Here is a 25,724-nt window from a genome sequence, read left to right as displayed (position 1 = left end):
GCCTTAATATTACCATTGCTGTTCAGACACACTTGTACGTCAAGAAATTTAACACCAGTACCGTAACAACGGTTGGCACTAGCCATTGCACTCATACCACTCTCTAAACTACTTTCATTACTGTACATAGAGATAGGTAGCTGATCGACTGGAACCTGCTTCGCGGATGGACTGAAAGATTGCATCTCATCAGCATACACCACTTCTTCCTCTGGAACTGGAAGATCTGAGTTATTTTTCAAACTTTTTTGTCCTGGAGCTGCAGCAGCGAGACCGGGCAGAACGAAAGATCCAGTTCCTACCATACCGATGGTTTCCAGTGCTTTTCGTCGGGTAAACGAATCCTTTTCTGAGCTTGATTTTATCCAAGACATCAACCAATAAATGGCTCTATCAGATAATAACTGTTGTCAATCAAGTATATATACTAGTGTAAGTTAATTAATTATGTGTTGAACTGAGAGCTTATATAACAGGTGTAAAATGTGAGATATGGGTTTCAAAATCAGTAGAACAGAGATATGGGGATTTCGATGGCTTGACGCCTTGAATTTGATATTACATCGGTTTTGTACTTTTGATTTCTTATGGATAGATGAGGGAGATAACAGAAATATCCAGCATTTCTTCATCACTATTAGGTATAGCAACTATTTACCATTCAAACAAATAAACGTAGAAAGAATAAAGTACTCTTGCCTCCATATATCACTTGGGTCAATTAGTATGGTGAGATTCAATCAAACTAGCAAGACGTCGTCAGAGTGGAAATACGCACTTATTGGCGGACTCATATCTATCCCACTGACCGTCGGATACAATTGGTTCTTTGAACCAGAGATCTACTCACTCATAATGGCGACTATTGGGGGAGTGATTGCAGGCTATCTGGCGAAACGCAACGCACTGAGGATATATCGGACGGGTATCGGTGCTGGAGCTCTTGGTGCGATTCCAGCACTGGTGATGGCGTTCAGTCCTCTCTCTGACATCGCCACCAAATGGCTTGGGTCCGGTGCTATCGTCTTTACGGTGATCGTCGTCCCATTGGTTGTACTGGCTATCTTGGCTATTGGAGCCGTATTGGGTTTCATCGGAGCCGCAATTGGTGGTTGGTTAGCTACAAAATTTGGCAATCAAAACATAGTACACCCCGCAACGTAGGACGATTCATTGATCACCCGCCACATTACCTGTCCGCTCCCTTTTCAAGAGTGAAATTGATACAAAGTAGTGAAAACGAAGCGGTGGTTAGTTCGGCAGCTCTTTCCGTCCGGTCCTCACGCACGGCCAGCACGGGAAGTCACCGAGGCCCTCACAGTCGCAATCTTCGGGTTCGGCATCGTCTTCGTTGTCCTCGGACGGGAAGGCCTCAAGCGTCCCGTCGTCGGTTGCGTTCTCGACGGCGGTCATGTGCTTGCAGAATGCGTTCCGGTGGACGTGGTGCGGACAGGTGCAGGCCATCAGTTCCTCGGTCACGTCGTCGATGGAGACCGTGTATTGGTGTTCAGCGGGGTTCTCGTGGCTCTCGTTGGTCACTTCGATGAGTCCGGGGGCATCGACGTCGAAGGAAAATTGTTCCCATTGTGCGCGTTTCTGTGCCGTCTCGTCAGCTTCAAGTTCACTAGGCGATTTCGTTGACATGGTCTTTCGAGATTCCATTTGGAAGACCGGTGCCGGGTGTTAGAGCACCCGGCGCGTTTCTACACACGCCCGAGGGCACCGTTCTTCCTACCATATCCTATGTGGGATTCGGTATTAAAGATTTCGGTATCCTATGTGGGATTCGGTATTAAAGATTTCGGTATCCTATGTGGGATTCGGTATTAAGTAAGTGGCTGCGGTACTTTGGGCTATGACTGAAAACGAGAGTGAGCGCGACAAGCAGGGACGATTTGCGGAGCAAACGAGTGATGACGATATTCTTCGAGTGATTCGTGAGTCCGAGTTTCCGGCGGTGACTGCTCGGTGGGTCGCAGATACGGTCGAGATGGAACGGCGACCAGTGCATCAGCGGCTCGAGGAGCTACATGAGCAGGGTAAGTTGGAACGTGGGAAGTTGAGTTCGCGGGTGGTTATTTGGTGGATTCCCAGGGAATAGTCCGGGGTGATTTACCGATGATTATTTTTTCCAATCAATAACTAATGGTGGCATTATCTTCCAATCCTTCAATCCACCATCACTGGTGACATTGAAACAGTGGACTTGAATCCGTTCGCATTCTTTATCTTCATCACTATAACCCGGTAATGGCGTTTCGTCCTCGTTCTCCTGACCGCCAGTTGGTTTGGGGATTTCTTCACCACTAGAGATAAACAAAGGAACAGCGTAATCGTAGCCCTCAACGGATTGTTCGAGATATTCTTGGACCTTATGATAGGAGGGGTTAATGTCAATTGCATCCAATCGAGTGTGAGATAACTTCGTAGAATACCGAAGGATAGAATATGCATCTGCTACGAGTGCCTTAGCCTCTAAGAATTCCGATGAAAGTAGCACGTCAATCGAATTATCATCCACCTTTGGATGGCAAACAATCCGTTTTTCCAACTCATCAATAAGGATGTCATTAGCAGAAATATCAAATATTTCGTGCAGATAGGAACGGACACGCTCTTCGAAGAGATCGGTAGAAAATTCACTTGGAGCAATTACCCGCAAGTTACCCTCTCGGCCTTCAAATGGATGTTCCTCGTCACTATTTAGTGGACAGAGAAATGCGAGCTCATTGACTTCTAGCCGATAACCATATCCTAGCAACCGGGATCGAGCATATGTATCCTTTAACGGGGAGTGGCTCATCGCATAGTATTTTGAATCGATAATCGCTATTGGTTCACTATCTTGTCGAATAACATGGTCCGGATCTACTCGATATTGGTTAGTATCCGAAAACAAGCTCAATGATTCTGGATTGACCTCAATATCATCCAATTCAGGGTATCGTGGATCATCTGATAGCTCTTTAATTTTAGATTCGAGTACTGACTGTGAATATTTCTCAAATAGAGTATCCATACTGAGGATATAATCCATTGTGAGCTCTTCTCTACCCTCATCAAGAGGTTCACCAATAGTAGACGATAATATAGTTTTAGATACCTGAATTGCATCGCGATAGTAATGCCGTTGAGGGTGTAAATCGCCAATAGAGAGCTCCGCTGCCTGTCTGGGAGTTATTTGGTCGTCAACTATGCCATATTTTTCCATTCGACGTAAAGCATCCTCGAGCTGAGAAAATACTCGAAAGTATCCGGAGTGCAGGTAGTCTTGAGAGTACAATTGGAAAAGACGCAAGAGTTCTATACCAGCCCGGTAGACAAGAGAATTAACAGTAACGTTGTAATTTACTTCCCGCTGGATAAAGTGTTGTTTTGGAACACCATTTGACAACTGATTGTTCCTCAAGCTACGTTCAATATCAATTCGCCCTGATGCCTGGATCGCTTCAACTCTTTTTGTCTCTAACCTTCGTACAAACCCGTTCTGAAAGAGAGATTGGAGGCTATTTAGATAATTTGCTGCTACAATGATAAAGACATCTTCAATACCAAGATCATCCGCTAAGAACTCTCGAATTGGGATCCCATGATAATCGAATGTCCTAGTTTTTTCTTGTACTGCCAAGAACATCTTGAGGATGTGGTTCCATCCGATTTTTGGATTTATTTGCAGCTTAGAATTGGGTGTCAGATTTATTATTCCGACAGCATTTCCTACAGAGATTACGAGCTGATCTTCCTCCAATTTAACTTCAACAACAGAGATTTTACTGGAGTCAAGTGCCGACTCTTGGTGCTTTATATAGGTATTTTTAGAGTCGCCGGGTTTGAAAGCAGCACGTTCTAACTGCTTCGCGATGTCCTTTGGAAACTTCTCTATGACCAATTCTTCATGTTCTTCTACTTCGATACGATCGTCTAGCGTGGGTACACCACTACTGTCAGATACCCCGCTAGCTAAACTCATGACCGACCCATCCGCCGTTCATCAGACTGGTGTCGTCTTTCGATCAATTCCACTGCGGAGGATAGATCGAATTCGTCGAATTCTTTGTTCAGCGATTGATAATGCTGGAGGAGTTCTTGGATTTGAGGGTAGGTTGCCTCGTTCAACAATCTCGGTATTATGTAAATTTGGAAAGCTTCACCAACTGCCTCAGCAGGACGAGTTTCATATCTACCGACACCAGGGTCATCGGTGTCGGTTCTGCTTTTACAAACTGCTTCTAAAAAGCTCACAACGTCCTTATAATGCATTGGTCCAAATTGAATGATACTTTTATCATCTGCTTCTCCATTGAGTTGTTCATAATCTCTATGGAATAGCTCGATTAGACGATCAACATCAACCGTTGTTTTATCAAGATGTTTTTCTCCCCAGTTTCGGAATAACGTATCTCGGTCCTCCTTTTCGAAACTCGAGATCTCAATCATCGCGAAACGTCGAGTAATCGCATTATCGAGTTCATTGACTGTCCGATCCGACACGTTCATGGTACCAATAATATTCAACCGTTGGTCGAGTTCTACTGTAGGGCCACTATCTGGTTCGAAAATCGTCTGGCTTGGATTTTCGATAGCAGTGTACAAGGGGCCAAATATCCGCGAGATATCCGCTCTCGTCATCTCATCAATGATGACCGCCCATTTCTCTTCGAATTCCCTAACTTGTTGAACCCCTTTTGAAACATATCCTGCTTGCTTACGGTATGAAATTTGACCGCTAGAATAGTCTGGAGTAATTTGCCCGATGATATCTTGTTCGGTCCACGATGGTGATGCAGTATAGATATCGTAACCAACGCACGTCATCTTCGCGAGTTGTTTAGCAAAGGTTGTTTTTCCAGTCCCAGTTGGCCCGGTTAGGACCACTGGTTTATTCATTGCGAGAGCTCCCAATGCATTGTCTAAGACAGAGTCCGGTACAAGTGTCTCATAGTCATTAACTGAATCCTCACGTGTTGCTACTTCACGCTTCAATTCAGCACTTGCTTCATCAGATCGTAAAATGGCTCTCCGAATCTCTCCCATACCTCGCTTTCCATCATGAACTTCGTCGATGGGGGTCTCGACAGGATTTTGGCTATCTTTCCCTAACAGAAATTCAATCACTGCAGCGTCATTTGCACCGTTGATAACTCGTTTGGCAGTGTCCTGTTCGCGGAAAATTTCTGCTTGCAGCCGAATCGCGTCTTCCAAATTATATCCGTCATTTAAACTCGATTTACTCATTGGTGTTACTTTAGACTCAGAACATATTAGATTATCGCAAACTAATGAAAGACTGGCGGACCCGCGCTTACAGTATCAGGTCGTCTAACTCATCGACGAGATCACCACCAGTCATCGACTTCACCACAACCTCGTGCCGAACCTCACCATCATAAACGGACTGTAACTCATGATGATACTTGTGACCCGAACGAGAGTCATTGATTTCCGACTCAAGACAATACAGCATCAATTCGGTATACTTCCACAATAACGTTCCTTCGTCGTGTTTCCGAAGCTCAACACAACACCGAAAGATAATGTCCGTAATATACTCTTTGAACTGCTTGGGGATTTCATCAGTCGTTAGAATCCGTTTATGACAAGAAAATAAGCATATCACGGTAGATTTGGGAATATTTGCACCTCTGTGATCATCGATTGAATCCAGCTTGATAAAGTCGGCATACTGCTCCTCGTGCTCTTCTTCATCATCTGTCGGAGTTTCAACTGATACATCATATTCCTCCTTCGTCACCATCTCCTCTGTCGCCTCCAGCCAATCAACCATATTGCTTGTTATCTCATAGAGCAACCTAGAGTAATCATTCGGCCACTCAGCCGTCCGATCACTCTCTTCTGTCAGCTCATAATTCTCGCAGATCAAGCGCGTGATTGAGTCGTAGTAGTACAGCCACATGTGCCATTCCATCCGCTGATAGAGCGACTCGCTCACCATGATATCGAAGAACATGATCGCAACATAGATTGGGTCACTGAAGATGTAGTCATCGGACATATTAGAAGAGGTTAACCGCTGATCGTGGTACTTATCGTAGTCCCGTTTGCCTTGCTCTCGAAGAATTCTCTCAGCAGTATCACCAACCGGCTTGTACACATCCAACGTCTCTACTCGCGAGCAGTCCGACAACAACGCATAGATTAGGCGGTTATCCGGGTCAATTCGGTATCTGTATACACCACGCCCACCCATATTATCTTCGATATTTCGATAAAGTAGACTGTTCTCTGTCTTGAGTAACGTAGTCAGGTACCTGTGAGTAAATTCCCGGCGTCGGAATCCATTTAGGGAGTCATCTCCGATAATGTCAATCCCAAGGTCAGGGTCCAAAGTGGGGTGTTTCGCACTGAATTCCGGATCTAACAGAAGGGACTCTGTATATTCTGTTGCCTCCTCAGCTGTATCCGCTAAACGATACTGCAGCCGCTTAAATCGATATCGCGCTTGTTGTCGTTTCAAGCTTACCTTGTCGCGTAGACGTTCTATCCACCCTCCAGGCACTGTCTCCTCGATCTTGTCGATGACTCTCGTGGGAATTGAGGGATCATCGTCTTCTCCCTGTGGTCCTTCCTCTCCAGGGATATCGACAGACGATAAAACCTCAAACCAGGATTCATTGCCGGGCGCTGTCGGCTCTTCAGGGTGGTTAACGAGAGGAACATAGTTGTCACTGATAACATCAACTAAGGTTCCGTATTCACCTCTGTTGTAGAGTTCTCGGAGAATGCTAAGGAGAAATTGTTCGTTCCGGATCCGGACGCTCTTGCTTCCGAAGACACTGATGAACACACCAACAATAACCAGTGCCGCCCCTAATTCCACAAAATTGACTGTAAACTGCGTGATTTCAATCGGAGTGTAGCCAGTACTGATGGTTCCGAGAGATTCTTTGCCATTAGGTTGTAAAAGGAGTCCACCGACGTACCCTGCAATGATGATGAGGCCGAAGAAGCTAAGAAAGGCAATAGAACGTTTGTTTCCGAGACTATATCCGACACGGAGTTGCCGGTATCGGGGAAGGACACCATAGATTGCGACGATAGTTGCGAAAAGTGTGAAGATGAGAAGGTCCGGCATAGATAGGGGAATTATCTGACGTTCCTATAGTGTTATGTTTTAATCGGCCTGTTAACTGATACTGGTGAAGAAACGAATGTGCACCCACCGAGAGCTTCTCAAAGGAACAGTCCAATAGCGTGAGTCAGATATACTTCGGCGGATACTGGAATGCGCTTTAAACCCTTAGATTCGTGGTCGCTAGCATCGTATTATGGCTCAGCGTACCCGCAGTGATTCCTCATTTCGTCTCGTCGCTGTTTTCCGATCTTGGGAAGGTTGGTAGCTTGGTCTTCCTTATCCGATTCGCAACGGTGCTTCTTAACAAGTGGTAGCAGCCTCTTCAATTCTGATCAGCGATGGTCTCAATCCAGTCGATCAGTTCTAGCTCTTTCTCTCGCTGTTGTCGGAGATGCTCCACAACTGCGTTACTTGCCGTGAAATTATCCAGCACGAATCTCATGTCCTCGACACTCCACACAGTACGACGCTCAAGGTAAAAGTTCATCAGCGACTCCAACAGGGTTTTGACGAGATTTCGATCGGGAACCGTTACCCGTAATCCAGCACCTTCGTGAACATACGCATTTCGTTTGTTTAGGCATCGGTCAGTGCGTATTCGTCCTATTTCTGGATCATCCCATTCAATGAGGGCCGAGGCTCGATTCACGACATTTGGCATCGCTTCATCCCGTTCAACGAGGGTTAGAATCTCAACTCCGCGCCAGAACTCGAAGAATGATTCACGTTCTTCTGGCTCGGTAATTGCCGACTGAAACGCTCGGAATGCATTGAGTAGACGACCATCTAATGGCTGTTCGTTTTCGAAGGTAGGCAATGAGTCGAACACAGTCTCAAAGACTTCTCCATTACTGCTGTGGGGTTTATCTGGTTTTTGCAGGCTGGGATCATCGCTCCAGTAATGAGTTTGATACCCATCATCGGAGTGAAGGAGATAGACGAATGGTTGTCGAAGGCTGGCCCACCGGTCTGGCCATGGCCCTTGACTGCTCGAATACGTCTGTTCTTTACCAAATTCTGAGGAGAAATTAAGCATTCCAAGCAGGATTTCCAACCGATCAATCACCCGATTGACTGCATATAAATTGTCGCGAGCGTTGTATTCGACAAACCAATAGGTGAAGCGATGATTGTCAATGTCGTTTGGACTTCGTTTGAGAAACTGTGCCAGTTTGTTTTCCGAGGCATAATAAGGCTTGTCGGCATCCGAATTAGGGAGAAACCTATCTTTCCACTCGCCACGCCGAAGGCGTTGAAAAGTAACATCGGCCACTCGAATAGAATCCGGAATTAGATCACGTTTCATTCGATCGAAATTCAGTGGAAATGTGATAACATACTTCTCTAACGATTTGGCGTACAGATCATCTTTAAATTCGCCGAGGTGAGTTTCGACATACTGTGCAGGGTTCGCCTCATGCTTTGCTTCTAGAAGAAGATTGCTTAATTCGGATTCGACTCTACCTGCATTGATTCTAAGATTATCAGGATCCAGCGCAAGCTCCTCAAGAAGAATTGGTGAGAGGGACCGATGTAGTCTAACTGCTTCTGACCCCGAATACGTAGAGGCACCATCATCGTTCTCTTCGACGACGTCCGCTAATTGGTTGATGCAGTATTCAAGTTCGCTGTCCATACGGAAGCCGAGGAGTTAGAATACCATCAAGATGTGTACATTCAAACTCTATATTGGTTCGTATTGGTAGAAGCACCGTTCGCACAACGTTGGAGATACTATCTGCCAGATTGAGTCCAATTTATGATAGAGCGTTGTTCCCATGGCCATATGAAGAAAGCTCGGTATCGACATATTTGACAGTTTAGAATAATTTGAGGGATCTAATCACAAAAGGGAAACCTTGAAGAACTCACTGAGTTGCGTCGATCGTCCCCCTTGTTAGTTGAGTGATGGATGCTTTGCACTGTCACTCAGCCATTACTGTATTACGGATACCAATTAGGGCATTCATCCATGGAGAAGGGGGAATCACCCCACTCAGACCCGATACCTGGGAAGTCCTGTGGTGGCTCTGGCCCGTCATACAGCCATTCACTTGGAGGTTCCTTGCTTGCTCCAATCGCAAAGCAGTGACCCCCTGGTGTCCGTCTCCAAGCATACCACCGTTCTCCATCGTCAGACACCTCCAACGTGATTCCGGAAGGGATATCCAGACCAGACCTTGTGAAATCATCTCCGAAGCGTTCAATCAAGTTTGGTTTGTACCCTTCCGGTTCACGTTCGTACCATCCCATCTGGCATGTATGAAGCCATTTCAAAGCACGAGCGGACTCCCGGAACTCGCGCTTGTCTCGGGGACGACCCCCCTCGTTAAGTTCTGTGGACCCCGCATAACGCACGAGATTTTCCTGGTACGCTACTTCTTGACGCTCTTCAGCAACTAAATCAGCCTTGTAATGTTTGGCCGCCTCATAGGCACCACTGACGGATTCCGCATTGGCGACTTCATAACTACCTCCTTTGGATGCCTCGCGAATCCATTTGAGTCGGAGCCTCAGTGCCAGTATGAGGCCAAGTTTGGCCTTCCACAGCCCCGTAGGATTATCGCGAGATGTCCTAAGTTGGACGAACGCATTTTCGTAGCTCGAAAAAATCGCAAGCGGGAAAACAAGCACCAAGACCCAGACGCCTAGCAACATAGGCCACACTGCTTGGAGCGCGAAAAATTTCCAATTCAATGTCTGCCAAGATGTGGACAGTGATTGGGCGGTTTTAACGACAATCGCAAGCACGAGGATAAGGAAAATCCAGTTCCTTACGCGCCGCGAAGTTTTCTGTTGTTCAGGCTCCCTGGCGACAACTGGAGCGACTGTGAAGAAGAATAAGATTGGTTGTAAGAGAAATTCGAACCATAGCGGGAAGGGATCTACATTTAGAAAGAATTCAACAAGAACTATCACGCTAAGCACGGTGGAGAGTTCCTCCCGAAAGTATTCGAGACTGCCTGCTTCTGTAAACCCCACGAACATCGCGATCCCTGTAGTCAGGCCCCACACGAGAGTGCCCTTTGTTAGCACGGGGTTCCAGATCACAAATTGATCTACAACCACGATGAATAACAGAATCCATGCACCATAGGTAATCCACAAGATAACTAGCTTAGGAGAAACTGCCATTCTCAGGTGCCCAACCAAGGTGGAACATAGATCGCGGCCCGAAAGTGCGGCCACAGTGAGGGTGATAAGACAAACTACGAGCCAAGCGAGGGTTGCCAGTTCTCGATTATTGAGCTGGAAACCTTGAGTCAAAAGCTGTGGTAACGCGCTAACTATGGCGTTCTGAATCCAGTCACTGTAGTTACTCAAGAAGAATCACCAGAGGGTAGAACTTATCGGATTTGCGAATAGCGATAGTTGTCTTTGATATGTCGGTGATGATACTTGCCATGTGATGCAGCATTTATTAAACCTTGATACACTGATTCTGGGACGTTGAAGTACTGGTACACTCGGTTGTTGTTGAACTCTATTTCTAATGTACTGCTTTCAGGGTCGTAGCCAACACTTTTCAGGTTGCTTGATGAAACAGATATTCGGTTCATATTGAGGACATTCTCATAGAGGACAATAAATTATATAGTTATTTAAAGCACTTTGGCTAGTTATCAACCCTGTAGTCAAAGCTTTGTTCGAGTCCATCTCATTCTCAACGAACTTGGTGATCTAACATCACCTCCTGATGTTATATGTAGAAATATCCATGGTTTTTAGCCATCAGTGGTTTTATTCTTCAAATTCGACCATTTTATCATTTTTATACGTTATGGAATCTTTCCCATTAACGAAATTCCGAGTGGCACAAACCCCTTGCAATTTCATGTGTCCATATTCATTTAGTTCGATATCTGGGTCATCTGTGGAGTATCGATATCCCTCCACCATCACACCTGCTTTTTCCATAAAGAGCATCACTAAGTCTACAACAGACCATTCTTCCTCTGTATTTTCGAGTATTTTCCTATGTTGATCATTTAAGTAGTCCATTGTTTTTTCATAGTTATCTTGTCCTGCAAATTCTGTATCGTATTCATGAGTCTCTGATCTAGATGGTCCATGAAGACTGGATTCAATAATTTCTAAATCATCTTTTTCTTCTACTCCATAATTTATACCAATCCTATCAAGAATATCTTCAAGTTTTTCACGCTGCTCTTCACCTGCATTAGGTGCAAGGATAATTCGGTTTGTCATCCATTTAGTTTCCATCGGTAGAAAACGGTGTTCTGTTTCAACTGTTGGTTTTCGTCCCAATGGAGTCCCATCTGGATTAGCTTTTAATAACCGAGCACTATCAAATGGGTTAATCAATAATCGAAATTCTCGTTCATAATCGAACTGTTTTCGCTTGAAGAAATTTATCGCTGCCTGATATGAAGCTGGTTGAAGTGTCCCTTCTGCCTCTCTGTCTTGATATCTCACTGCACCAATCAGAATATCGCTTCCAGTTGCTCCAACATGCATATTCTTCATCTGCGTTTCCTGAAATTCATCAATGGAAGCTTCATCCTTGAAATCAGAATCACTAGGCTCGGTAGGTAGAGCACAAATAAACTGATGCACTGTTGTTTCAAAGGCGATACCTTCTTTTAGTTCCTCGTCATCAAGGTATTCTTCCCACATCTCTTTGGGTTCATCTGTTCCTAGTCGCCAACAATTAGCAAAATGTTTGTGTCGAACCGCCTCATGGAAATTCTCCAGGGATTCCTCAAATTCGTCTACCGAGGCAATTTCTCCTCTATTTTTTCCGCGTCTAGTACTACTGACCGCAGCAAGACCACCGCGTAATTCGTCGCTATATCCTGGCTTCCCGAGCAGGCCTTCTTCATTGTCGCCATCAAAGGTTGGCATATGACGGCAAAAAGGTCCTTTTTGGAAGAAATTCTGGATATATCTTTCTTCTAAATCTTGATATCGCCGTATCACCATTTGACCGGATGGTACGTGATTGAACTCAGAAACAAGAGAGCCTGAAAGTTCGTCGTTCTCCATAGATTTTCTTTATATCCCTTAACTATAGAGATTGTAGTTTATATTTTATATATAATTACTAATATTAGATTATAATGGAGAGACAATATATAGTTCCAAGCCCGACGTTGGTGACTGCCAACGAGAATTACTAATGTCGGCATATCCACATAGTATAGTCACGACCCTTTGTCATCTTGGTGTCATTATCTCATCTCAACCCAGTTATTCGTTTGTCATCCACTCTTGTCCTTTGTTAGTGATCTCATAGAGAGCAGTTTCTTCATGTCTGTATTGGACAAGATCGTAAGCACGGAGCCATCTTAACCGTTCTCCAACGTAATTTTCGTGTTTTTCTATGTGGGAGGCTAATGATCCCCGTGTTTCACGACCACCAGATAGTAAGTCAAGAATAGATAGATCCGTCTTGTTGAGATCGTCTGGAGTTTCCATAGAGAATTGGTTTATTGGCATCGCTATTCATCGTTAGGTATCCAACACACTGATAAACATGATAGGAACCAGAGTGTCTTATTAGAACACTTGTATGTATAGCTTTGGGGTGCAAAGTTTTATTGTAAAGGCTACCTTAGCAGTAACTACGAAGTGCGGATTGTCTTTCGAAAAGGCCGGTGCTGAGACACCGACCGCGCTTCGCCTTGGACGAAGCATGCCTAGCAATACCCTTTCCGTAGAAAAACGCATCGACTACCAACCACCTTTCTTTGGAGGCCACGCCTAATGGCGTCCTTCGACGAGAAACCCAACGGCGGGCTGCTCTCCCTCAAGGCCCAATTCGGCACAAAAGTCTTCCACCCCGTCAAACGCCTCGAACCCACCCCTGAAACCGCCGCCCAGGACCCCGACCAACCCTCACCCACCATCGACGAGCCAATCACTCGCGCATACCTGGTCGAACTCCGCGTGGGCTTTCAAACCCGAACCAAGACCACCGGACAAGACCCGTACCTGTACTGCATTTACGCCACGCCGGACTGCCAACACTTCTTCGAACGGCGTCTCCCGATCGACTACGGCGAGGCGGGCTTCCAGATTCCCGAGGACACCGACACCTACCGCTCGGTCGCCACCACCAAAGCGGGCAATCCGAACCTCCCTTCGACACCACCGGGCGAAACCCACGCAGAAACCCGCGCACACTACCAGCGCATCCTCGAGCGGTGCTACGACATCGACGCCGCCCACACCACCACAACCGAGGTGTGCGCGTAGATGTCCCCCACCGAACGCCCTTGCCAGCGAGCGACAGCCATCGGCGGTGATGGGCGATGACCCGCACGTCCACCTCGATCACCCCCGAGGAGATCGAGAACACATTCGAACGCTGTCCACACTGTGGCACCTATGCGGTGAAGATCACCAACTCCCATTACTGTACCACCCAATTCACAAGCAATCTCACCGACGCCGAACGCGACCAGCGCATCGCTGCCGACCCCTATCCTGCCGATGAGACGGTCGCCATCGTTGATCAATTTGTAGGCGACGCCTTCGCCTATCACGAACTCGACGCGGACAATCACACACTCTGCACGCTGCATACCGACAACCCACTCGCCTATTGTACTCGCACAGCGGCACAGGACGACCAGTACGCGCCCTGCCAGCTCTGTCAGCGCCTGCGCGAAAAACGGGAGGCCGAGCGATGACCGACCAGCGAACGGTCCTCTCGCTAGAGTGCACGGACCCGATTCAGATCCACACCCAACAGCGCACGCTCACGGGTGTCGTCTATCAGTGTGAGCATTCGGAACCCACACTCTCCTGTCGTGGTCCCGAACCCGGTGAGCACGTCCTGTACGTCGCCACGCCATCGAACGATCTGTATCGGCTGCAGTACAGCTACTACAACGAGTACGAGCACACCGATTCCAAGCTCGATCAGTACGGACGCACCCCCTCTGGGAAGTACGCCTGGTTGCGCACGTACGCCACGGTTGAGTGTATCGTCAACCCGACGGGAGGTGAGCAGACGTGAGTGAGATTGCTCCAAGACCGTTGAATCCACGCAATGCCGACGCACTCGTTCAACATCTCTCTCCGGGTGACCGCGTTCGCATTACTACTACAGAGTTGCCACGGACGATTTGCACCGTTAAGGAGACGAATTCACCCACACGCTATCTCGTTCTGACGGCTCCACCGATCACCACGACTGCACAGAACGAACTCCAGCAAGCCACTTTCCACTGCACCAGTCAGTCCGATTCTGCCATGACTGTTCTCGAGTACACCCACACCGCCACTGACACGACCGTCCGCTGTATCGGCACGCTCACTACCATCGCCCACCTCCCGCGTCTCTCCACGCCAGCAGACGACACTGCGGCCACAGTGGAGGTTCGTGCCGATGAGTAACACCACCACTTCCGTTGTGTCCACTCGTTCCGATGAGGATGTCTCAGTCAGTGACCTCGCGCAGCACGTTCAGACACTCACTGACCGCATCGACGACCTCGAAGAGGAAGTCACCGAGAAAGACGAACAGATCGACGAGGTTGAAGAGACACTCACGCAGAAAAACCAGCGAATCGCAGATCTCCGTATGACCGTTCAACAGGGTATTACCCAAATCGAGGAGCTTGCACAACGCATCGAGAAGCTAGAATCCGAGGCAGACGAAGCGAAAGCTCATAGGGAGGCGATTACCCGCAAGACGCAGTCCTGCGACGAGCGGGTCGACGAACTCCAAGCACGTGAGTTCGAGAAAGGCGCACACCTGCTCGCGGGAAACGTCGAAGAAGACCGAATTAGCGTCGAAGGAAGCAAACTTGAACGCATCACCAAAGAACGACGGCAAGACCTACTTCCGACTCCCCGGTGAGGACGATGCACTCGGTCGGGGCGGCAGTGTTGCCCACTCAACAGCAGACCTGCTCCCACTGCAACGACTCGCCCGCTATGACGACGAGATGCTTGCGTCAGTGACGAATCGCAAGCCCGACGAACTCGCGGGGAAAGCGTGGCGTGAGCGTGACGATACGAGTCGCTATTCACTCTGGTCGAAGGGCAGTGGCGAGATTCGTGCCTACCTCGATGCCTCCGAACTCGCCGAGTGGATTAGGCTGAAAGAGTCCGGTGTGAGCAAGAAATACTCACAAGAACTCGCTCGCCGGACGATGGACGCGATGCACGAACTCTCGAAGAATCGGCTTGGGAAAATCAAACGCCAACGCTCGAAGGACGGACTGAGTTACCAGGAGACGCGTCTTGTGCTCAAGGCCGATGTCGAACTTCCCGGTGAAGTCTCGAAGGAGAACACGGACGCGGTCGATAATCCGGCCACAGACGGGGTTGCCGGAGAGTAGCGTGGTCGGGACGAAAACACGCCCGAGAGGGACACGAATCTAACACGAACACCCCCACAAACGCGGAACTGGACGTCCCGAATTGACACAGTTCGGGACAGACGCCGTACGGTTACTCGTAAGTACGGTAGTTGTATCGGCGTCTATCGGCTACAAGCCAGCGGGAGGGGGAGAGCTGGTACCGGCCACCGTGTTTGTGGTCGGAACGCGTGGTTGAGCCGTTGGTCGAGGATTTCAGGATTATACTTCGAGATAGTTCGCGAAGAACTCGTTCTGCCATTGACTTCCACCCCTTTGGCAACGGAATTCTTTAGTGGTGAACCGTCATCATTCCACGTATGGACTCGATTGACGGACACTCGGAGTTGCTCGCCGTCCTCGAAGAATCACTCTGCCGCGACGTAGATATCGAGTTCGCGGTGGTATTCGGCTCGCAGCTCACGAGCAACGTGCGTCCGTCATCTGACCTCGATCTTGCTGTCAAGTTCGCAGACAATCTCTCCTCTCGCGAGCGATTCCAAAAGCTCTGTTTCCTCTCGGGCGACCTCCAACGAGAAGGTGCCCCATTCATCGATCTGTCTGACATTGAAACGCTACCACTCGAAGTAGCACACGATGCCGTCAATGGCGAGTTCCTCTGTGGCGACGAGGACGCATTCCGCCATTTCAAAGCGGACACAGAAGCCCTATTTGATGAGCAACACGAAGATATTCGTCGCCACCAGCGGGACGTGATCGACCGCATTGCCGAGGACGGCCTCCATGGCTGATGAGCGAGTTGTCTCGACAAAGCTCGAACAAATCGAACAATACCACAGCGAACTGAAGGAGAAACAGCAGTCGCTCACTCGCACAGACCTTCTCACCAATACGACCGAACAACGTGCCGTCGAGCGGATGTTCGAGAATGCGATTCAAGCGTGTTCCGACCTCGCACAGCACATTGCAACGCACGACTTTGATTTTACAGGTGTTGCATCTAAGGAGGCGATTCGAATTCTCGGCCAAGAGGGAGTTGTTGATGAGCAAACGATGAATACGCTCGTCGCTGCAGTTGGGTTTCGGAACGTCCTCGCTCATGAATACGGTAAGGTAGATTATGCTGAAGTATACCAGACTCTCCAAAGCGGATTAGAAGTATATGACGCGTTCAGTCGGCAAATTGCCCAGTGGTTCCAGCAACACGAGAGAACATAATTAACCGAAAGCCTGAGGAACTCACGGGCAAGGGATAATAAGATCACCGACACACGAGGAATTCATGAGTTGGAGATCGTCGAGTAAGCCTTGATCTTTTTCTAATTGAAGTACACCCGAGAAGGAGTGACAAACGGGTCATCACTCCACATACCGATTCAAATCAAACCGGTGTGCCCGTCGTTCCTTCATCCCGTTCTAATGGCGCCTTTCGGGCGGCATACAAGTGACGGATAGCGCCAGCGGTGAACGTAAGTGCCCCGAGAATCATCGGCGTATCCCCGAGCGTCCGCGCCCACAACAGCGTCTGAATGTGCGATTGTTCGTAGAATTCGAGACTCCGTGCAGCGGCATAGCCATCGGTGTAGACTGCCCGGAGTTGGGCGAATCCGACCGGGAGCAACGATGCAACGACCATGATTGTGAGTCCGATGTTCATGAACCAGAACGAGACTCGGAACCAGGTTGGATCCCACGCCGCCTCTGGCGTCACAACACGCAGAATGTAAGTACCAAGTCCAAGCGCAAGCAGACCGAACGCTCCAAACGTGGCCCCGTGGGCGTGGGCGACAGAGAGGTAGGTCCCGTGTTCGTAGTAGTTGATCACGGGGAGATTGACGAAGAAGCCGAGTATACCGCCACCGACGAAGTTCCAGATACTACTACCGAGGATGAACAGCAACGGAATGGTATACGGGAATTCCTCACCCTGAGATTTCAACGACCGGTATTCGCCAATACTTCGATACAGAACGAACACGAGCGGGACGAACTCAAGCGTTGAGAACGTCGTCCCAAGCGGCACCCAGAAATCAGGCAGACCAACCCACCAGTAGTGATGCGAGACGCCGACGATACCTGCCGCCATAATCGCGAATACCTCAAAGAGGATTGCTTTCTCTGCCTCCTCTTTCTCGAGCAGCTCCATCGACACGAGAGCAACGGAGATGATGGCGATCACAAAGAACTCGAAGACGCCTTCGACCCACATGTGGACGACCCACCAGCGCCAAAATTCTGTCACTGCCATGTTCGTCTCTGGAGTATAGAGCATGCTCGCACCGAACAACAGTCCGATCGAGCCACCTGCGTATACCAAGAAGTGTCCGAGCCCACCGAGCGGTTCGTCCATCTGTCGAACACTCCGAAGTACTAATCCTGTCCAGCCGGCGAGCCCACCAAGCAAGAGTAATTTCCAAAGCCGACCCACTTCGAGATACTCAAGCCCTTCAGAGCCAAGCCACCACCAGAGGTTACCCTCTTCAGGCGAGCCGAATTTGCCCTGTATTCCAAGCCAGACTCCTGCGAACGCGCCAGCGGTCGCGGTCACGAGCAATCCAAGCAGCACCGACGCGCCCGCAGCTTGCCAGGGCGGGTCGCGATCGCTGAACAGCCCTGGAAGGAAGAGTCCCCCAGCGAGCCACAGGGTCGTTATCCAGAGAATTGCGAGGTTGAGATGCCACGTTCGAACTGTTGCAAATGGCAACAGCGAAACGAGGTCGATCCCGAGCATCTCTTCAATCCGGAAAAAGCCGGTTCGCTCGACGTAATAGTGAGCGAGCAACGCACCAGTAAGTACCTGTACGGCGAACAGCGCCCCAGCAACAGGGACGTACCACGCCGCAGCATACTGTGTTTGAGTGACCGACACCGAGTCAGGCGACGGAATGTCGATGACGTCAGTCGTCGGTTCGGCGAAGTCAAGCGAGTGGTATGCCCACACCCCGAGACCACCACCGAAGATAAGCAAGAGGACGCTAATCGTGCTCCAGACCAACACCTGCCCGGTCGGCCGGTTCCCGACTGCAGGTTCATACGGCCAGTCGTTCGTGTATGAGTGGGTCGAGTCTGGTCGGGTCGTGTGGGCAAACCATGCTGTCCAAACGGCGAAGTCAGCGATACGCTCGGCTTGTTCGGGTGCCGCAATGAATTCTGTCGGAATCCCCCGTTCGGGGTCACCTTCGTGGTACCGCTCGATGTACTGGTCACGAATTCGACGGTGGGCATACGCTTCAGCGGCCGAATACTGGATGGTCGATCCATCTGGAGCATCGGCATCGAGTTCTCGTTTGACACGTTCCTCGATGGCAACTCGTTCAGCGTCATCGAGTGCCTCGATGGAGTCTTCTCCCTGCTCTCGTGCATAGTACTCTTGCATAAACTCAGCCTTGAGATGCAGAGCATCAGCTGTGAGATCGACTCCGAAATACGATCCGTTGCCGAGGATTGACCCCTGGTTCATCAACCCATTGGCCTGAAACAGCTTCTTTCCCAGCCGGATCTGTTCGTCGGTGGCGAGAATGTCGCCATTTTGGTCACGGATTTCGTCGGGAATTGGTGGCGCATGCCGATACGACTTCCACGCTCCCAAACCCATCCCGACAAGATTGGCGACGAACAGCGCAACGAGTACCGTCGAACCAGTCACTTTCGAGCTAACTGTCTCGAAGTCTATCTCCTCTTCTCGGATGTCTCGTACAACCTCCGGGAGAGCATTGACGAGTCCCTTGTCTGGGGGTCCGTCCGCATTGCTCTGTATGGGAAGCAGATGGGAGGCCAGTTTGACCAGGACGCGTTCGAAGGCGGATCGATCCCTCTACCATCAGAGAGTATAGCTATCGCAGCTACTGCTGCTGCCGTGGCGGGTCGAGTATGCCGCTGCTCTGCGTTCACGTCGGCCGTCCGTGTTTCTTCCACCACTCGCGGTAGGTCCTCAACGAACAGCTGTTCGATCTGCTGAGCCGTGTGGATAGCATCTCGCTCGAGAAAATCGTCGAGAGACTGGACTCGATCCTCACCACCGTCAGCTACGAACCGGGATAGCACCTCCATCAGGGTACCGTCGACCGAGCGATCAACGACTGCCTTTGACTCTCCTGAGAGTTCATCAACAATACGTTCGAGTGATTGTGTCGTTTCCTCGGTGGTCTTCACGGCGAATTGGCTCCGGACCACCTCGAGAAAATGATCGTCGAGACGGGTTTTCTCTAAATTATATCGACGCAAGAAGTTCTCGAGCGCACGATCATCTGAGAATTCGAGGTTGTCACTCGGTTCGTACTGTTGTATGAATCGAGTAATAGTATTCTCGAGTGCATAAGCCGTACGTTCGTTGGTAAATTGATCAATCAGAGTTGTGAGCTCAGCAATTGCTTCTGCCCTCGTGCCGACTTTGTCCTTCAAATAGGTAGTTGTCTGTTCCCGTAGCGATGATACTTGTTCGTGATCTGGAATCGATATTTTATGCGAAAGGCGTTTTTTGATGGACATGGTTCATAGTAGTATTTGATTTACCATTTTCCACCGACACTACTACAGAGCACCACCTAAGCGTGTGGGCCAGATACAATCAGTACAATACTCAATTCAACAAGTTTCCACCCGTGTCAACGAGCTTGACAACTATCGCTCGAAGGCGACGGAAGAGCGTGCCCAGGACCGACAGAAACTCAGTGGTCTCGAAGACACGACTGAGTCCATGGAAGCGGACATCAACGACCTCACCGACGCAGAAAAGAAGAATGCGCGAGTTCGGGCGTCAGTCTCGCGTATAATCAATCTCGTTCGGAACTACGAGACAGAAGAGGGTGTTGACGACGACTCGCCGAACCTCGCCGCGGAAGCAACCAATGCAGGTCGTCAGCTCTTCGAGACGGTCCAGTGCTCGGAACAGAATGCTGGACTCGTCAACTGCCACGAGAAGCGCATCTCAAGGGCAATAATTCATCGAGTGACATTTCTCCATCCTCTAAGATAAGGTGAGAGTTTCATCAGGGGTGTTTTCACCGGATGAAAACGCTCGTAGCGAACTATGCCCCTAGACTGGTAATCGCCACCTGTGAAACAGAACTGGAGACGTATTGGACAAGCACTGTTCATGCTGAGTGTAGTACTACTGGTTGCTTCATCCGGCGTTTCGATGGCAGCCAATGATAATCATACCAAGACATCGACGACAACGCATCATGAGGATAGTGGTCATCATGAAGAACAGGGCCACGAAGATTCGGGACACGGTCATAGTGAAGAAGGACATAGCCACGACGACGAGTCACCGACTGAGTGGCTCATGATGATTGGTGGATTGTTCTTGCTTGGAACCGTCGCAACGGCACCACTCTATCAGTACACAAATAGGCGCCGACAGAATTTCACGGTCTCGTCGATGCATCTTGGCGTCGCACTCTTAGCACTCTTTACCGCAGCTGTGCATTTCTATCTCTTTCTCGATCACGGTGAATTGATTATGGCACTCGCTGGACTCGGATTCCTTGGTGGAATTGGCTTGTTCTTCATCGGCGTCAATCGACTGTATCTCTATAGTGTAGGGATTCTCTATACAGCTGTTCAAATTCTCCTCTGGATCAGCGATGGAATGCCCCACGTCGGGAGTTTCGGTCTCATCGATAAGGTCGTCCAAGTACTTCTCATCGCCGCCCTTAGTTACCTGATTCTGCGTCAGCGACAACACTCTCGACACTGAGCAGGACGATACATTCGGTTTTGCTCAGTGTCGTTCAGACACCCCAGGGAGTGATGTGAACTCTATTTACGAACGAACATCGTTTCCACTTCACTCCCCGTGGCCGTGATTGCCGCCGCTATGATCTTTCTTCACTGTTACTCTTCCCACCATCGTCGTCGGGTGCACTGTACACAGATATTGATCGATATCGCGCGTAGCGACGAACGCCAGCATCTGAACTGCTCCTTTCTTTGCGAGTTGCGGTGTGACTTTGATAGCGTTTTTCGGAGGTGTACTTCTACCCTGGCCTTCTCCCATCATCGGGCCATTCTCCCCACCCATCATGTGCCCATCGTCTCCATCCATCCTCGTTCCGTGCTGACCACCTTCCATGTGGTCATCATGCCCACCCATCGTCGTCCCGTGCTGACCGTCCATCATATGGCCACCCATCGTTGTCCCATGCTGACCACCCATCATCGGCCTACCATTCTGCATTGTACGGACGGTTGGCAATATCACCGGGAGATTCTTTCCGTTCGAATCGCGCAGCGCGAACGTGTGTGGTTGTCCATCCAAATTCTGCCATACCAGTCCGTACGTCCGACCCGGTTCGACTCGGAGCGTCGGATTCTTCTGTCCAGCAATAGATTGAGGACTACGTCCTTGCCATTCAGAAACTCGGCCACCGAGACGGAAACAGCACATGTCGTGATGGTTCTCGCCTGAAGATGTTTCTTGAGCGGTCACAGTCGATGACAATCCAATCGCGGCACCACCCACGACACCGAGAAACTGTCTGCGTGTCTGATTCGTAACTCGTGATTTGTCGGACATGGAATTTCTCCCAGAGTGGCATCGCCAGAGATGACAATAAATCAAATTAATATGAGGGAGAAAGGGTTCAATTACATAAGGATTGCAGAATGGTTACAACGCAAGCCTCTCTCCTTCGGCTAATTCAGTGAATACCAATTCCTCTAGGGAGTGTCACTGGATAGTTTTCAGACGCCGCTCTTCAACTCATCATAGCGCTCACGGAAGAGTGATTCACAAGATGAGCAACAGAGATAGTAGTGTTGTTCATCGGTTTCCACCGTGATGCCGTCCCCTTGAATTGGCTTTCCACATTCAATACATTCGATAGCGAGATCAGACCGGTGGATCTGGGGTTTCCAGACCGAATTTGCGACCTTTCGAATCTCGTACGATTGGATGTCCTGGTCGTCCAGCGTCTCATCGAAAAGTTGCTTGATCTCTCGATCGTTCATATAGGCGTGAGCACTGATTTGGAGATCGATTGTCTGCAGAATACACTCAACTGCATCGACATTCGATAACGATTCGACGATCCCCTCTTCTGCACCTGGCTTAGCTTCGATTTCGATCAGAATGTCATCTCCCGTCGCAAGCATCGACCGGTCAATGTTTACGGTAAAGCCGTCGATGACCCCCAGATCTTTAAGCTGGGTAATGCGGTTCGAAACGCTCGGGGCTGAAAGACCGACTTGTTCGCCAATATCGGTATACGAGCGACGTGCATCATCCATCAATAACCGTAGTATCTCTGTATCGGTCTCATCGAGTTCCACCATGTATTCCACATCCACTTGCTAGAGGGGAAAGAGTGTCGCTGCTTTCAAGCGATACCGTTAGGTGTTTTTTATGTGCGTACTTTCACCTTCCCGGATTGGATAGAGTCTCGCTTTGATCTGTTAGCAACAACGGGGGAAAAGATAGGTCCTCAATAAGAGAACGCAATGGCACTATCAGAAACAATCTCGAAAATTGATCACGTAGACGACGAAACCAGCGATTGTATCGAAAACTGCCTCGAGGCGGCAGAGGTATGCGAATGGTGTGCGGATGAATGTGCTGGTGAGGGTGAAGGAATGGCCGAGTGTCTGCGACTTTGCCGCGATGTCGCTGACACGGCGAGTCTTCACGCCCGATTCATGGCGCGAAGCTCCAACTACAGTGCCGAGTTGGCAGAAGTCTGTGCAGGTGCATGCGAAGAATGTGCCGAAGAGTGTTCCCGCCACGATTCGGATCACTGCCAACTCTGTGCCGATGTCCTCGAAAACTGCGCCGAAAGTTGCCGAAGCATGATGTCTGCGTAAGCAGACCGGTATCGAAAACGACGACATGACACAGTAAAGCCGTAGTGATGCGTGACGGCTCCATTAGCAGTATTTTTGGTCCACAAGCATGGAAGTGATGAGACCAGTTCAACGCGAATTCTTTTTCCGAAATCTTGGAGGAAAACTACGGAATATCCCTTGAGGATCAGTGGTCAATACGAACATCAAAGGCGGTCGAAATCAGTTCACCATCTGGCTTTACTTGGAGGAAAAGGCGATAGCGGCCAGGTGTTGGAAAGGTGGCATCGAATTCGACACAACCTGGTTGGGAAGTGGTTTCCTTCGGATGCACGTGGAGGTAGGCGAGATCTCCCTCGCGAAGGGCGACGAGATGACCGCGTGCTCCGAGATATGGTTCCAGGTCTGCTACGGAACCATCAGCCCGTTGGACCTCAAACAGCAATTGCGTAGGCTCGGTGGCAGTGACAGTGTCTGTGAGCAATTCGACTTCGTATCCCTCACAAGAAGCATGGTGTGACGTGTCAGGACGTTCTTCAACAGTTGCTGTCCCAGGTGCGAACAGGTCGAACCCAAGCGTCATCGACTGGCCGTCAATGACGGCATCAACAAACGCACGGTATACGCCAGGCACTGGCAACGAAAAGTCCTCTACTCGACATCGTCCTTCCGAGCTAATCTCAGGATGAAGATGCTGAAAATGGGTCAGATCCCGTCGGATGATTATCAAATGGAGTGCTTCCCCATGTGCTTCCTCGAATTCGGCTACCGCCGCTCCATTTTCAGTGACGATCTGAAATGACCAGTCGTTGGATTCATCGGCCTCAAAGCGTGTTTCCGATGGGACTAATTGGAAGCCGTCGCTGTGGAGTGCCAATCCCCCGATTGCAGAGTGACCGCTTGGCATATGGCTTTGCGATTCGTTATCTGGCTCGATGTTGCGGTCGCCGTTGTCTGAATGCTCCCCCATACATTCTACTCCACTACGAACCGGCTTACTGGTTTCTCTGTCTGGATCGTTCCGATCGCTCAAAGTTGGGGGCAACGGCCTTCTCGCGATTGCTTATCGTCTGTATAGACCGGTGCCTGAGACGAACAGACGGAGGCTCTCAACTATTCGTCTTTATGTCAAACGAACCTGTTAGCCGGTATCGAGAGATACAGTCCTTGCGTTCGAGGTCGTTCACTCCCGAGAACGATAGTCGGGATCACGATTCTGCCGACATCGGACGAGAACCACGGCGCGGTTCGATATACGTGACGTACACCTGAGCAAGGAAGAGCGGAGTAAACAACACGTTCAGGACGAGCGTGTACGTTCCCGGCACAGCACCGCCCGTGGTAGCTTGTGGAACAAGATTGAGTCCGACGAACAGGTAGTGGATGAGTATTCCGCTGACAAAGGCAACGAAGAAGATGGAAACAAAGAGGGTAACGGCCATCCGGAGGCCGTAGTATTTCCGATAGATATTGACGATTTGCGGGACGATCAGATCCGCGAAAATGAACGCGAGAACGCCGCCGAACGGAATTCCCGCACTCCAGAGGACGAGTGCGAATGGGACGTTAGCGACCGAACAAATGAACGTCACAATCCCTACGATCACACCGATAAGACTACCGAGTGCGACCCACGCAAACGTTCCTTGTGGAGCGAGCGAGAACAATTGCGTCCATGCCGATTGTGGAACGTACGCGGCAATGAAACCGGCAATGATGAATCCGACGATGATATCGCTCCAGACCATCTTCCATTCGTGAATCGCCCGACGAAACGCATACTTCCAGCTAGGTTCCGGTTGCATCTCGTCGTGGTCCGTGTGGGCGTGATCCTGAGCGTGCTCGTGTTCTCCACGAGAAGATTCAGGTTCAGAAATATTCGTAGATGAGAGCAGTCGTTTCGGAACTCGCAACAACAACGATAGAATCGTATCCATCTGCATCCCGCCACCCGTTTCGTCGGGATGGTCACGAGCACTCTCGAACCATGAGTCCGGAACGAGATACTTCGTTATCGCAGCAAAAAGAAGGATGAGAAAGACACCACCAAGGAAGTCGGCGATGACGAACTGCCAGCCGAGAAGAATCCACATCACGAGGCCGATTTCGATAACCAAGTTTGTGGATGCGAACTGAAATGCAGCGAGTGATGCTTCGGGCGAGGCTCCCTTTTTGAAAATCGTTCTCGTGGTGGCGATCGCAGCGAACGAGCAACTGGACGAGAGAAATCCGAAAAAGGCACCTAAACCAATCTCACGGCTCCCACGGCCACCGAGGAGTTCAACCATACGTTCTTGTGAGACATAGGCTTGAATCGCGCCTGAAATGGTGAATCCGAGAACGAGTGCCCACCAAATATCCCACGCCCATTCGAGAATAAATTGCCCGACCTCTTGGAGCGACCCGGTAGCTAATACGACAGTGGAGATTTGATTGCTAATGACACTAACCGCTCCAACGGCCATTCTTTCCCCCCTCGTCAACACTACGGGTGCGGTGTTGATACCGGTTCTCGATTGTATACGATATGTCGGTGCTGAAAGTGAGTCATTCAA

General features: G+C 49.6%; 28 protein-coding genes. 12 read left to right on the top strand and 16 right to left on the bottom strand.

Annotation, left to right across the window (positions count from 1 at the left end):
• The coding region (locus tag A4G99_RS25545; RefSeq protein WP_150123235.1) for a hypothetical protein at positions 1-374 on the bottom strand (374 nt) is incomplete at its 3' end.
• 118 nt (positions 375-492) lie between these two features.
• Between A4G99_RS25545 and A4G99_RS23510 the strand changes: the two genes are divergently transcribed.
• Positions 493-1,164, top strand: a complete 672-nt coding sequence (locus A4G99_RS23510; protein ID WP_150123234.1) for a DUF5518 domain-containing protein — start codon at positions 493-495, stop codon at positions 1,162-1,164.
• An 87-nt stretch (positions 1,165-1,251) separates the two neighbouring features.
• Here A4G99_RS23510 and A4G99_RS23505 read toward each other — a convergent pair whose 3' ends face one another.
• The 9 genes from A4G99_RS23505 to A4G99_RS25535 all read right to left on the bottom strand — a co-directional run bounded on the left by A4G99_RS23505 (position 1,252) and on the right by A4G99_RS25535 (position 12,532).
• Positions 1,252-1,644: an SWIM zinc finger family protein gene (locus A4G99_RS23505; protein ID WP_190303868.1), complete on the bottom strand. Its 393-nt coding sequence runs from the start codon at positions 1,642-1,644 to the stop codon at positions 1,252-1,254.
• A 478-nt stretch (positions 1,645-2,122) separates the two neighbouring features.
• Complete coding sequence (locus A4G99_RS24935; RefSeq protein ID WP_082838036.1) at positions 2,123-3,970, bottom strand: hypothetical protein; 1,848 nt, start codon at positions 3,968-3,970, stop codon at positions 2,123-2,125.
• Positions 3,967-5,235 carry an AAA family ATPase gene (locus tag A4G99_RS23480; protein WP_066148754.1) on the bottom strand — a complete coding sequence of 423 codons (1,269 nt, stop codon included), beginning with the start codon at positions 5,233-5,235 and terminating at the stop codon, positions 3,967-3,969. The genes A4G99_RS24935 and A4G99_RS23480 overlap by 4 nt, the downstream gene beginning before the upstream one ends.
• 67 nt (positions 5,236-5,302) lie before the next feature.
• The gene (locus tag A4G99_RS23475; protein WP_066148752.1) at positions 5,303-7,093 is read right to left on the bottom strand and encodes a hypothetical protein; all 1,791 of its coding nucleotides are present in this window, start codon (positions 7,091-7,093) and stop codon (positions 5,303-5,305) included.
• Positions 7,094-7,415: 322 nt separating this feature from the next.
• The gene (locus A4G99_RS23470; protein ID WP_066148751.1) at positions 7,416-8,729 is read right to left on the bottom strand and encodes a HEPN domain-containing protein; all 1,314 of its coding nucleotides are present in this window, start codon (positions 8,727-8,729) and stop codon (positions 7,416-7,418) included.
• 308 nt (positions 8,730-9,037) lie between these two features.
• Positions 9,038-10,417: a hypothetical protein gene (locus tag A4G99_RS23465; protein WP_066148749.1), complete on the bottom strand. Its 1,380-nt coding sequence runs from the start codon at positions 10,415-10,417 to the stop codon at positions 9,038-9,040.
• Positions 10,418-10,440: 23 nt separating this feature from the next.
• A complete protein-coding gene (locus tag A4G99_RS29595) occupies positions 10,441-10,653 on the bottom strand; it encodes a KTSC domain-containing protein (protein ID WP_082838035.1) in 213 nt (70 codons plus the stop codon).
• A gap of 181 nt (positions 10,654-10,834) precedes the next feature.
• Complete coding sequence (locus A4G99_RS25540) at positions 10,835-12,100, bottom strand: hypothetical protein (RefSeq protein WP_150123233.1); 1,266 nt, start codon at positions 12,098-12,100, stop codon at positions 10,835-10,837.
• A 204-nt stretch (positions 12,101-12,304) separates the two neighbouring features.
• Entirely contained in the window at positions 12,305-12,532 is a 228-nt protein-coding gene (locus A4G99_RS25535) for a hypothetical protein (RefSeq protein WP_150123232.1), read from the bottom strand.
• 288 nt (positions 12,533-12,820) lie between these two features.
• On the opposite strand from A4G99_RS25535, the gene A4G99_RS23455 reads away from it, so the two are divergent.
• The 8 genes from A4G99_RS23455 to A4G99_RS23430 all read left to right on the top strand — a co-directional run bounded on the left by A4G99_RS23455 (position 12,821) and on the right by A4G99_RS23430 (position 16,605).
• Complete coding sequence (locus A4G99_RS23455) at positions 12,821-13,312, top strand: hypothetical protein (RefSeq protein ID WP_066148745.1); 492 nt, start codon at positions 12,821-12,823, stop codon at positions 13,310-13,312.
• 56 nt (positions 13,313-13,368) lie between these two features.
• The gene (locus A4G99_RS23450; protein WP_066148743.1) at positions 13,369-13,749 is read left to right on the top strand and encodes a hypothetical protein; all 381 of its coding nucleotides are present in this window, start codon (positions 13,369-13,371) and stop codon (positions 13,747-13,749) included.
• Positions 13,746-14,078, top strand: a complete 333-nt coding sequence (locus A4G99_RS23445; RefSeq protein WP_066148742.1) for a hypothetical protein — start codon at positions 13,746-13,748, stop codon at positions 14,076-14,078. The genes A4G99_RS23450 and A4G99_RS23445 overlap by 4 nt, the downstream gene beginning before the upstream one ends.
• A 236-nt stretch (positions 14,079-14,314) precedes the next feature.
• Positions 14,315-14,458 (top strand): hypothetical protein, encoded by a 144-nt coding sequence (locus A4G99_RS26335; RefSeq protein WP_190303867.1) that lies wholly within the window; start codon positions 14,315-14,317, stop codon positions 14,456-14,458.
• Positions 14,445-14,924, top strand: a complete 480-nt coding sequence (locus tag A4G99_RS24925; protein ID WP_190303866.1) for a hypothetical protein — start codon at positions 14,445-14,447, stop codon at positions 14,922-14,924. Before A4G99_RS26335 ends, A4G99_RS24925 begins: the two co-directional genes overlap by 14 nt.
• Positions 14,872-15,408, top strand: a complete 537-nt coding sequence (locus A4G99_RS24920; RefSeq protein WP_150123230.1) for a hypothetical protein — start codon at positions 14,872-14,874, stop codon at positions 15,406-15,408. Before A4G99_RS24925 ends, A4G99_RS24920 begins: the two co-directional genes overlap by 53 nt.
• A gap of 338 nt (positions 15,409-15,746) precedes the next feature.
• On the top strand, positions 15,747-16,178 hold the full coding sequence (locus tag A4G99_RS23435; RefSeq protein ID WP_223302192.1) for a nucleotidyltransferase domain-containing protein: 432 nt from the start codon (positions 15,747-15,749) through the stop codon (positions 16,176-16,178).
• A complete protein-coding gene (locus A4G99_RS23430; RefSeq protein WP_066148739.1) occupies positions 16,171-16,605 on the top strand; it encodes a DUF86 domain-containing protein in 435 nt (144 codons plus the stop codon). The genes A4G99_RS23435 and A4G99_RS23430 overlap by 8 nt, the downstream gene beginning before the upstream one ends.
• Before the next feature lie 163 nt (positions 16,606-16,768).
• Here the strand turns inward: A4G99_RS23430 and A4G99_RS23425 are convergent, their stop codons facing one another.
• The gene (locus A4G99_RS23425) at positions 16,769-19,033 is read right to left on the bottom strand and encodes a nitric-oxide reductase large subunit (RefSeq protein WP_223302191.1); all 2,265 of its coding nucleotides are present in this window, start codon (positions 19,031-19,033) and stop codon (positions 16,769-16,771) included.
• A gap of 23 nt (positions 19,034-19,056) precedes the next feature.
• Complete coding sequence (locus A4G99_RS23420) at positions 19,057-19,788, bottom strand: hypothetical protein (protein WP_150123229.1); 732 nt, start codon at positions 19,786-19,788, stop codon at positions 19,057-19,059.
• 295 nt (positions 19,789-20,083) lie between these two features.
• On the opposite strand from A4G99_RS23420, the gene A4G99_RS23415 reads away from it, so the two are divergent.
• Both A4G99_RS23415 and A4G99_RS28170 read left to right on the top strand, forming a co-directional pair.
• Positions 20,084-20,362, top strand: a complete 279-nt coding sequence (locus A4G99_RS23415; RefSeq protein WP_150123228.1) for a hypothetical protein — start codon at positions 20,084-20,086, stop codon at positions 20,360-20,362.
• A gap of 81 nt (positions 20,363-20,443) precedes the next feature.
• The gene (locus tag A4G99_RS28170; protein ID WP_223302190.1) at positions 20,444-21,088 is read left to right on the top strand and encodes a hypothetical protein; all 645 of its coding nucleotides are present in this window, start codon (positions 20,444-20,446) and stop codon (positions 21,086-21,088) included.
• Between the two features lie 90 nt (positions 21,089-21,178).
• On the opposite strand, the gene A4G99_RS23405 is transcribed toward A4G99_RS28170, so the two are convergent.
• Positions 21,179-21,511, bottom strand: coding sequence for a hypothetical protein (locus tag A4G99_RS23405; protein ID WP_066148729.1), 333 nt, complete (start codon positions 21,509-21,511; stop codon positions 21,179-21,181).
• Positions 21,512-22,074: 563 nt separating this feature from the next.
• Positions 22,075-22,665: an AsnC family transcriptional regulator gene (locus A4G99_RS23400; RefSeq protein WP_066148807.1), complete on the bottom strand. Its 591-nt coding sequence runs from the start codon at positions 22,663-22,665 to the stop codon at positions 22,075-22,077.
• 165 nt (positions 22,666-22,830) lie between these two features.
• On the opposite strand from A4G99_RS23400, the gene A4G99_RS28165 reads away from it, so the two are divergent.
• Positions 22,831-23,190, top strand: coding sequence for a four-helix bundle copper-binding protein (locus A4G99_RS28165; protein ID WP_082838030.1), 360 nt, complete (start codon positions 22,831-22,833; stop codon positions 23,188-23,190).
• Positions 23,191-23,356: 166 nt separating this feature from the next.
• Here the strand turns inward: A4G99_RS28165 and A4G99_RS24905 are convergent, their stop codons facing one another.
• Both A4G99_RS24905 and A4G99_RS23385 read right to left on the bottom strand, forming a co-directional pair.
• Positions 23,357-24,139 carry a hypothetical protein gene (locus A4G99_RS24905; protein ID WP_082838029.1) on the bottom strand — a complete coding sequence of 261 codons (783 nt, stop codon included), beginning with the start codon at positions 24,137-24,139 and terminating at the stop codon, positions 23,357-23,359.
• Positions 24,140-24,377: 238 nt separating this feature from the next.
• Positions 24,378-25,634 carry a permease gene (locus tag A4G99_RS23385; protein WP_066148723.1) on the bottom strand — a complete coding sequence of 419 codons (1,257 nt, stop codon included), beginning with the start codon at positions 25,632-25,634 and terminating at the stop codon, positions 24,378-24,380.
• Positions 25,635-25,724 lie beyond the last annotated feature (90 nt).

Source organism: Haladaptatus sp. R4 (assembly GCF_001625445.1).
GTDB lineage: Archaea > Halobacteriota > Halobacteria > Halobacteriales > Haladaptataceae > Haladaptatus.
Note: the sequence above shows the minus strand (reverse complement) of the source record. Positions and strands in the feature narration are given on the sequence as shown.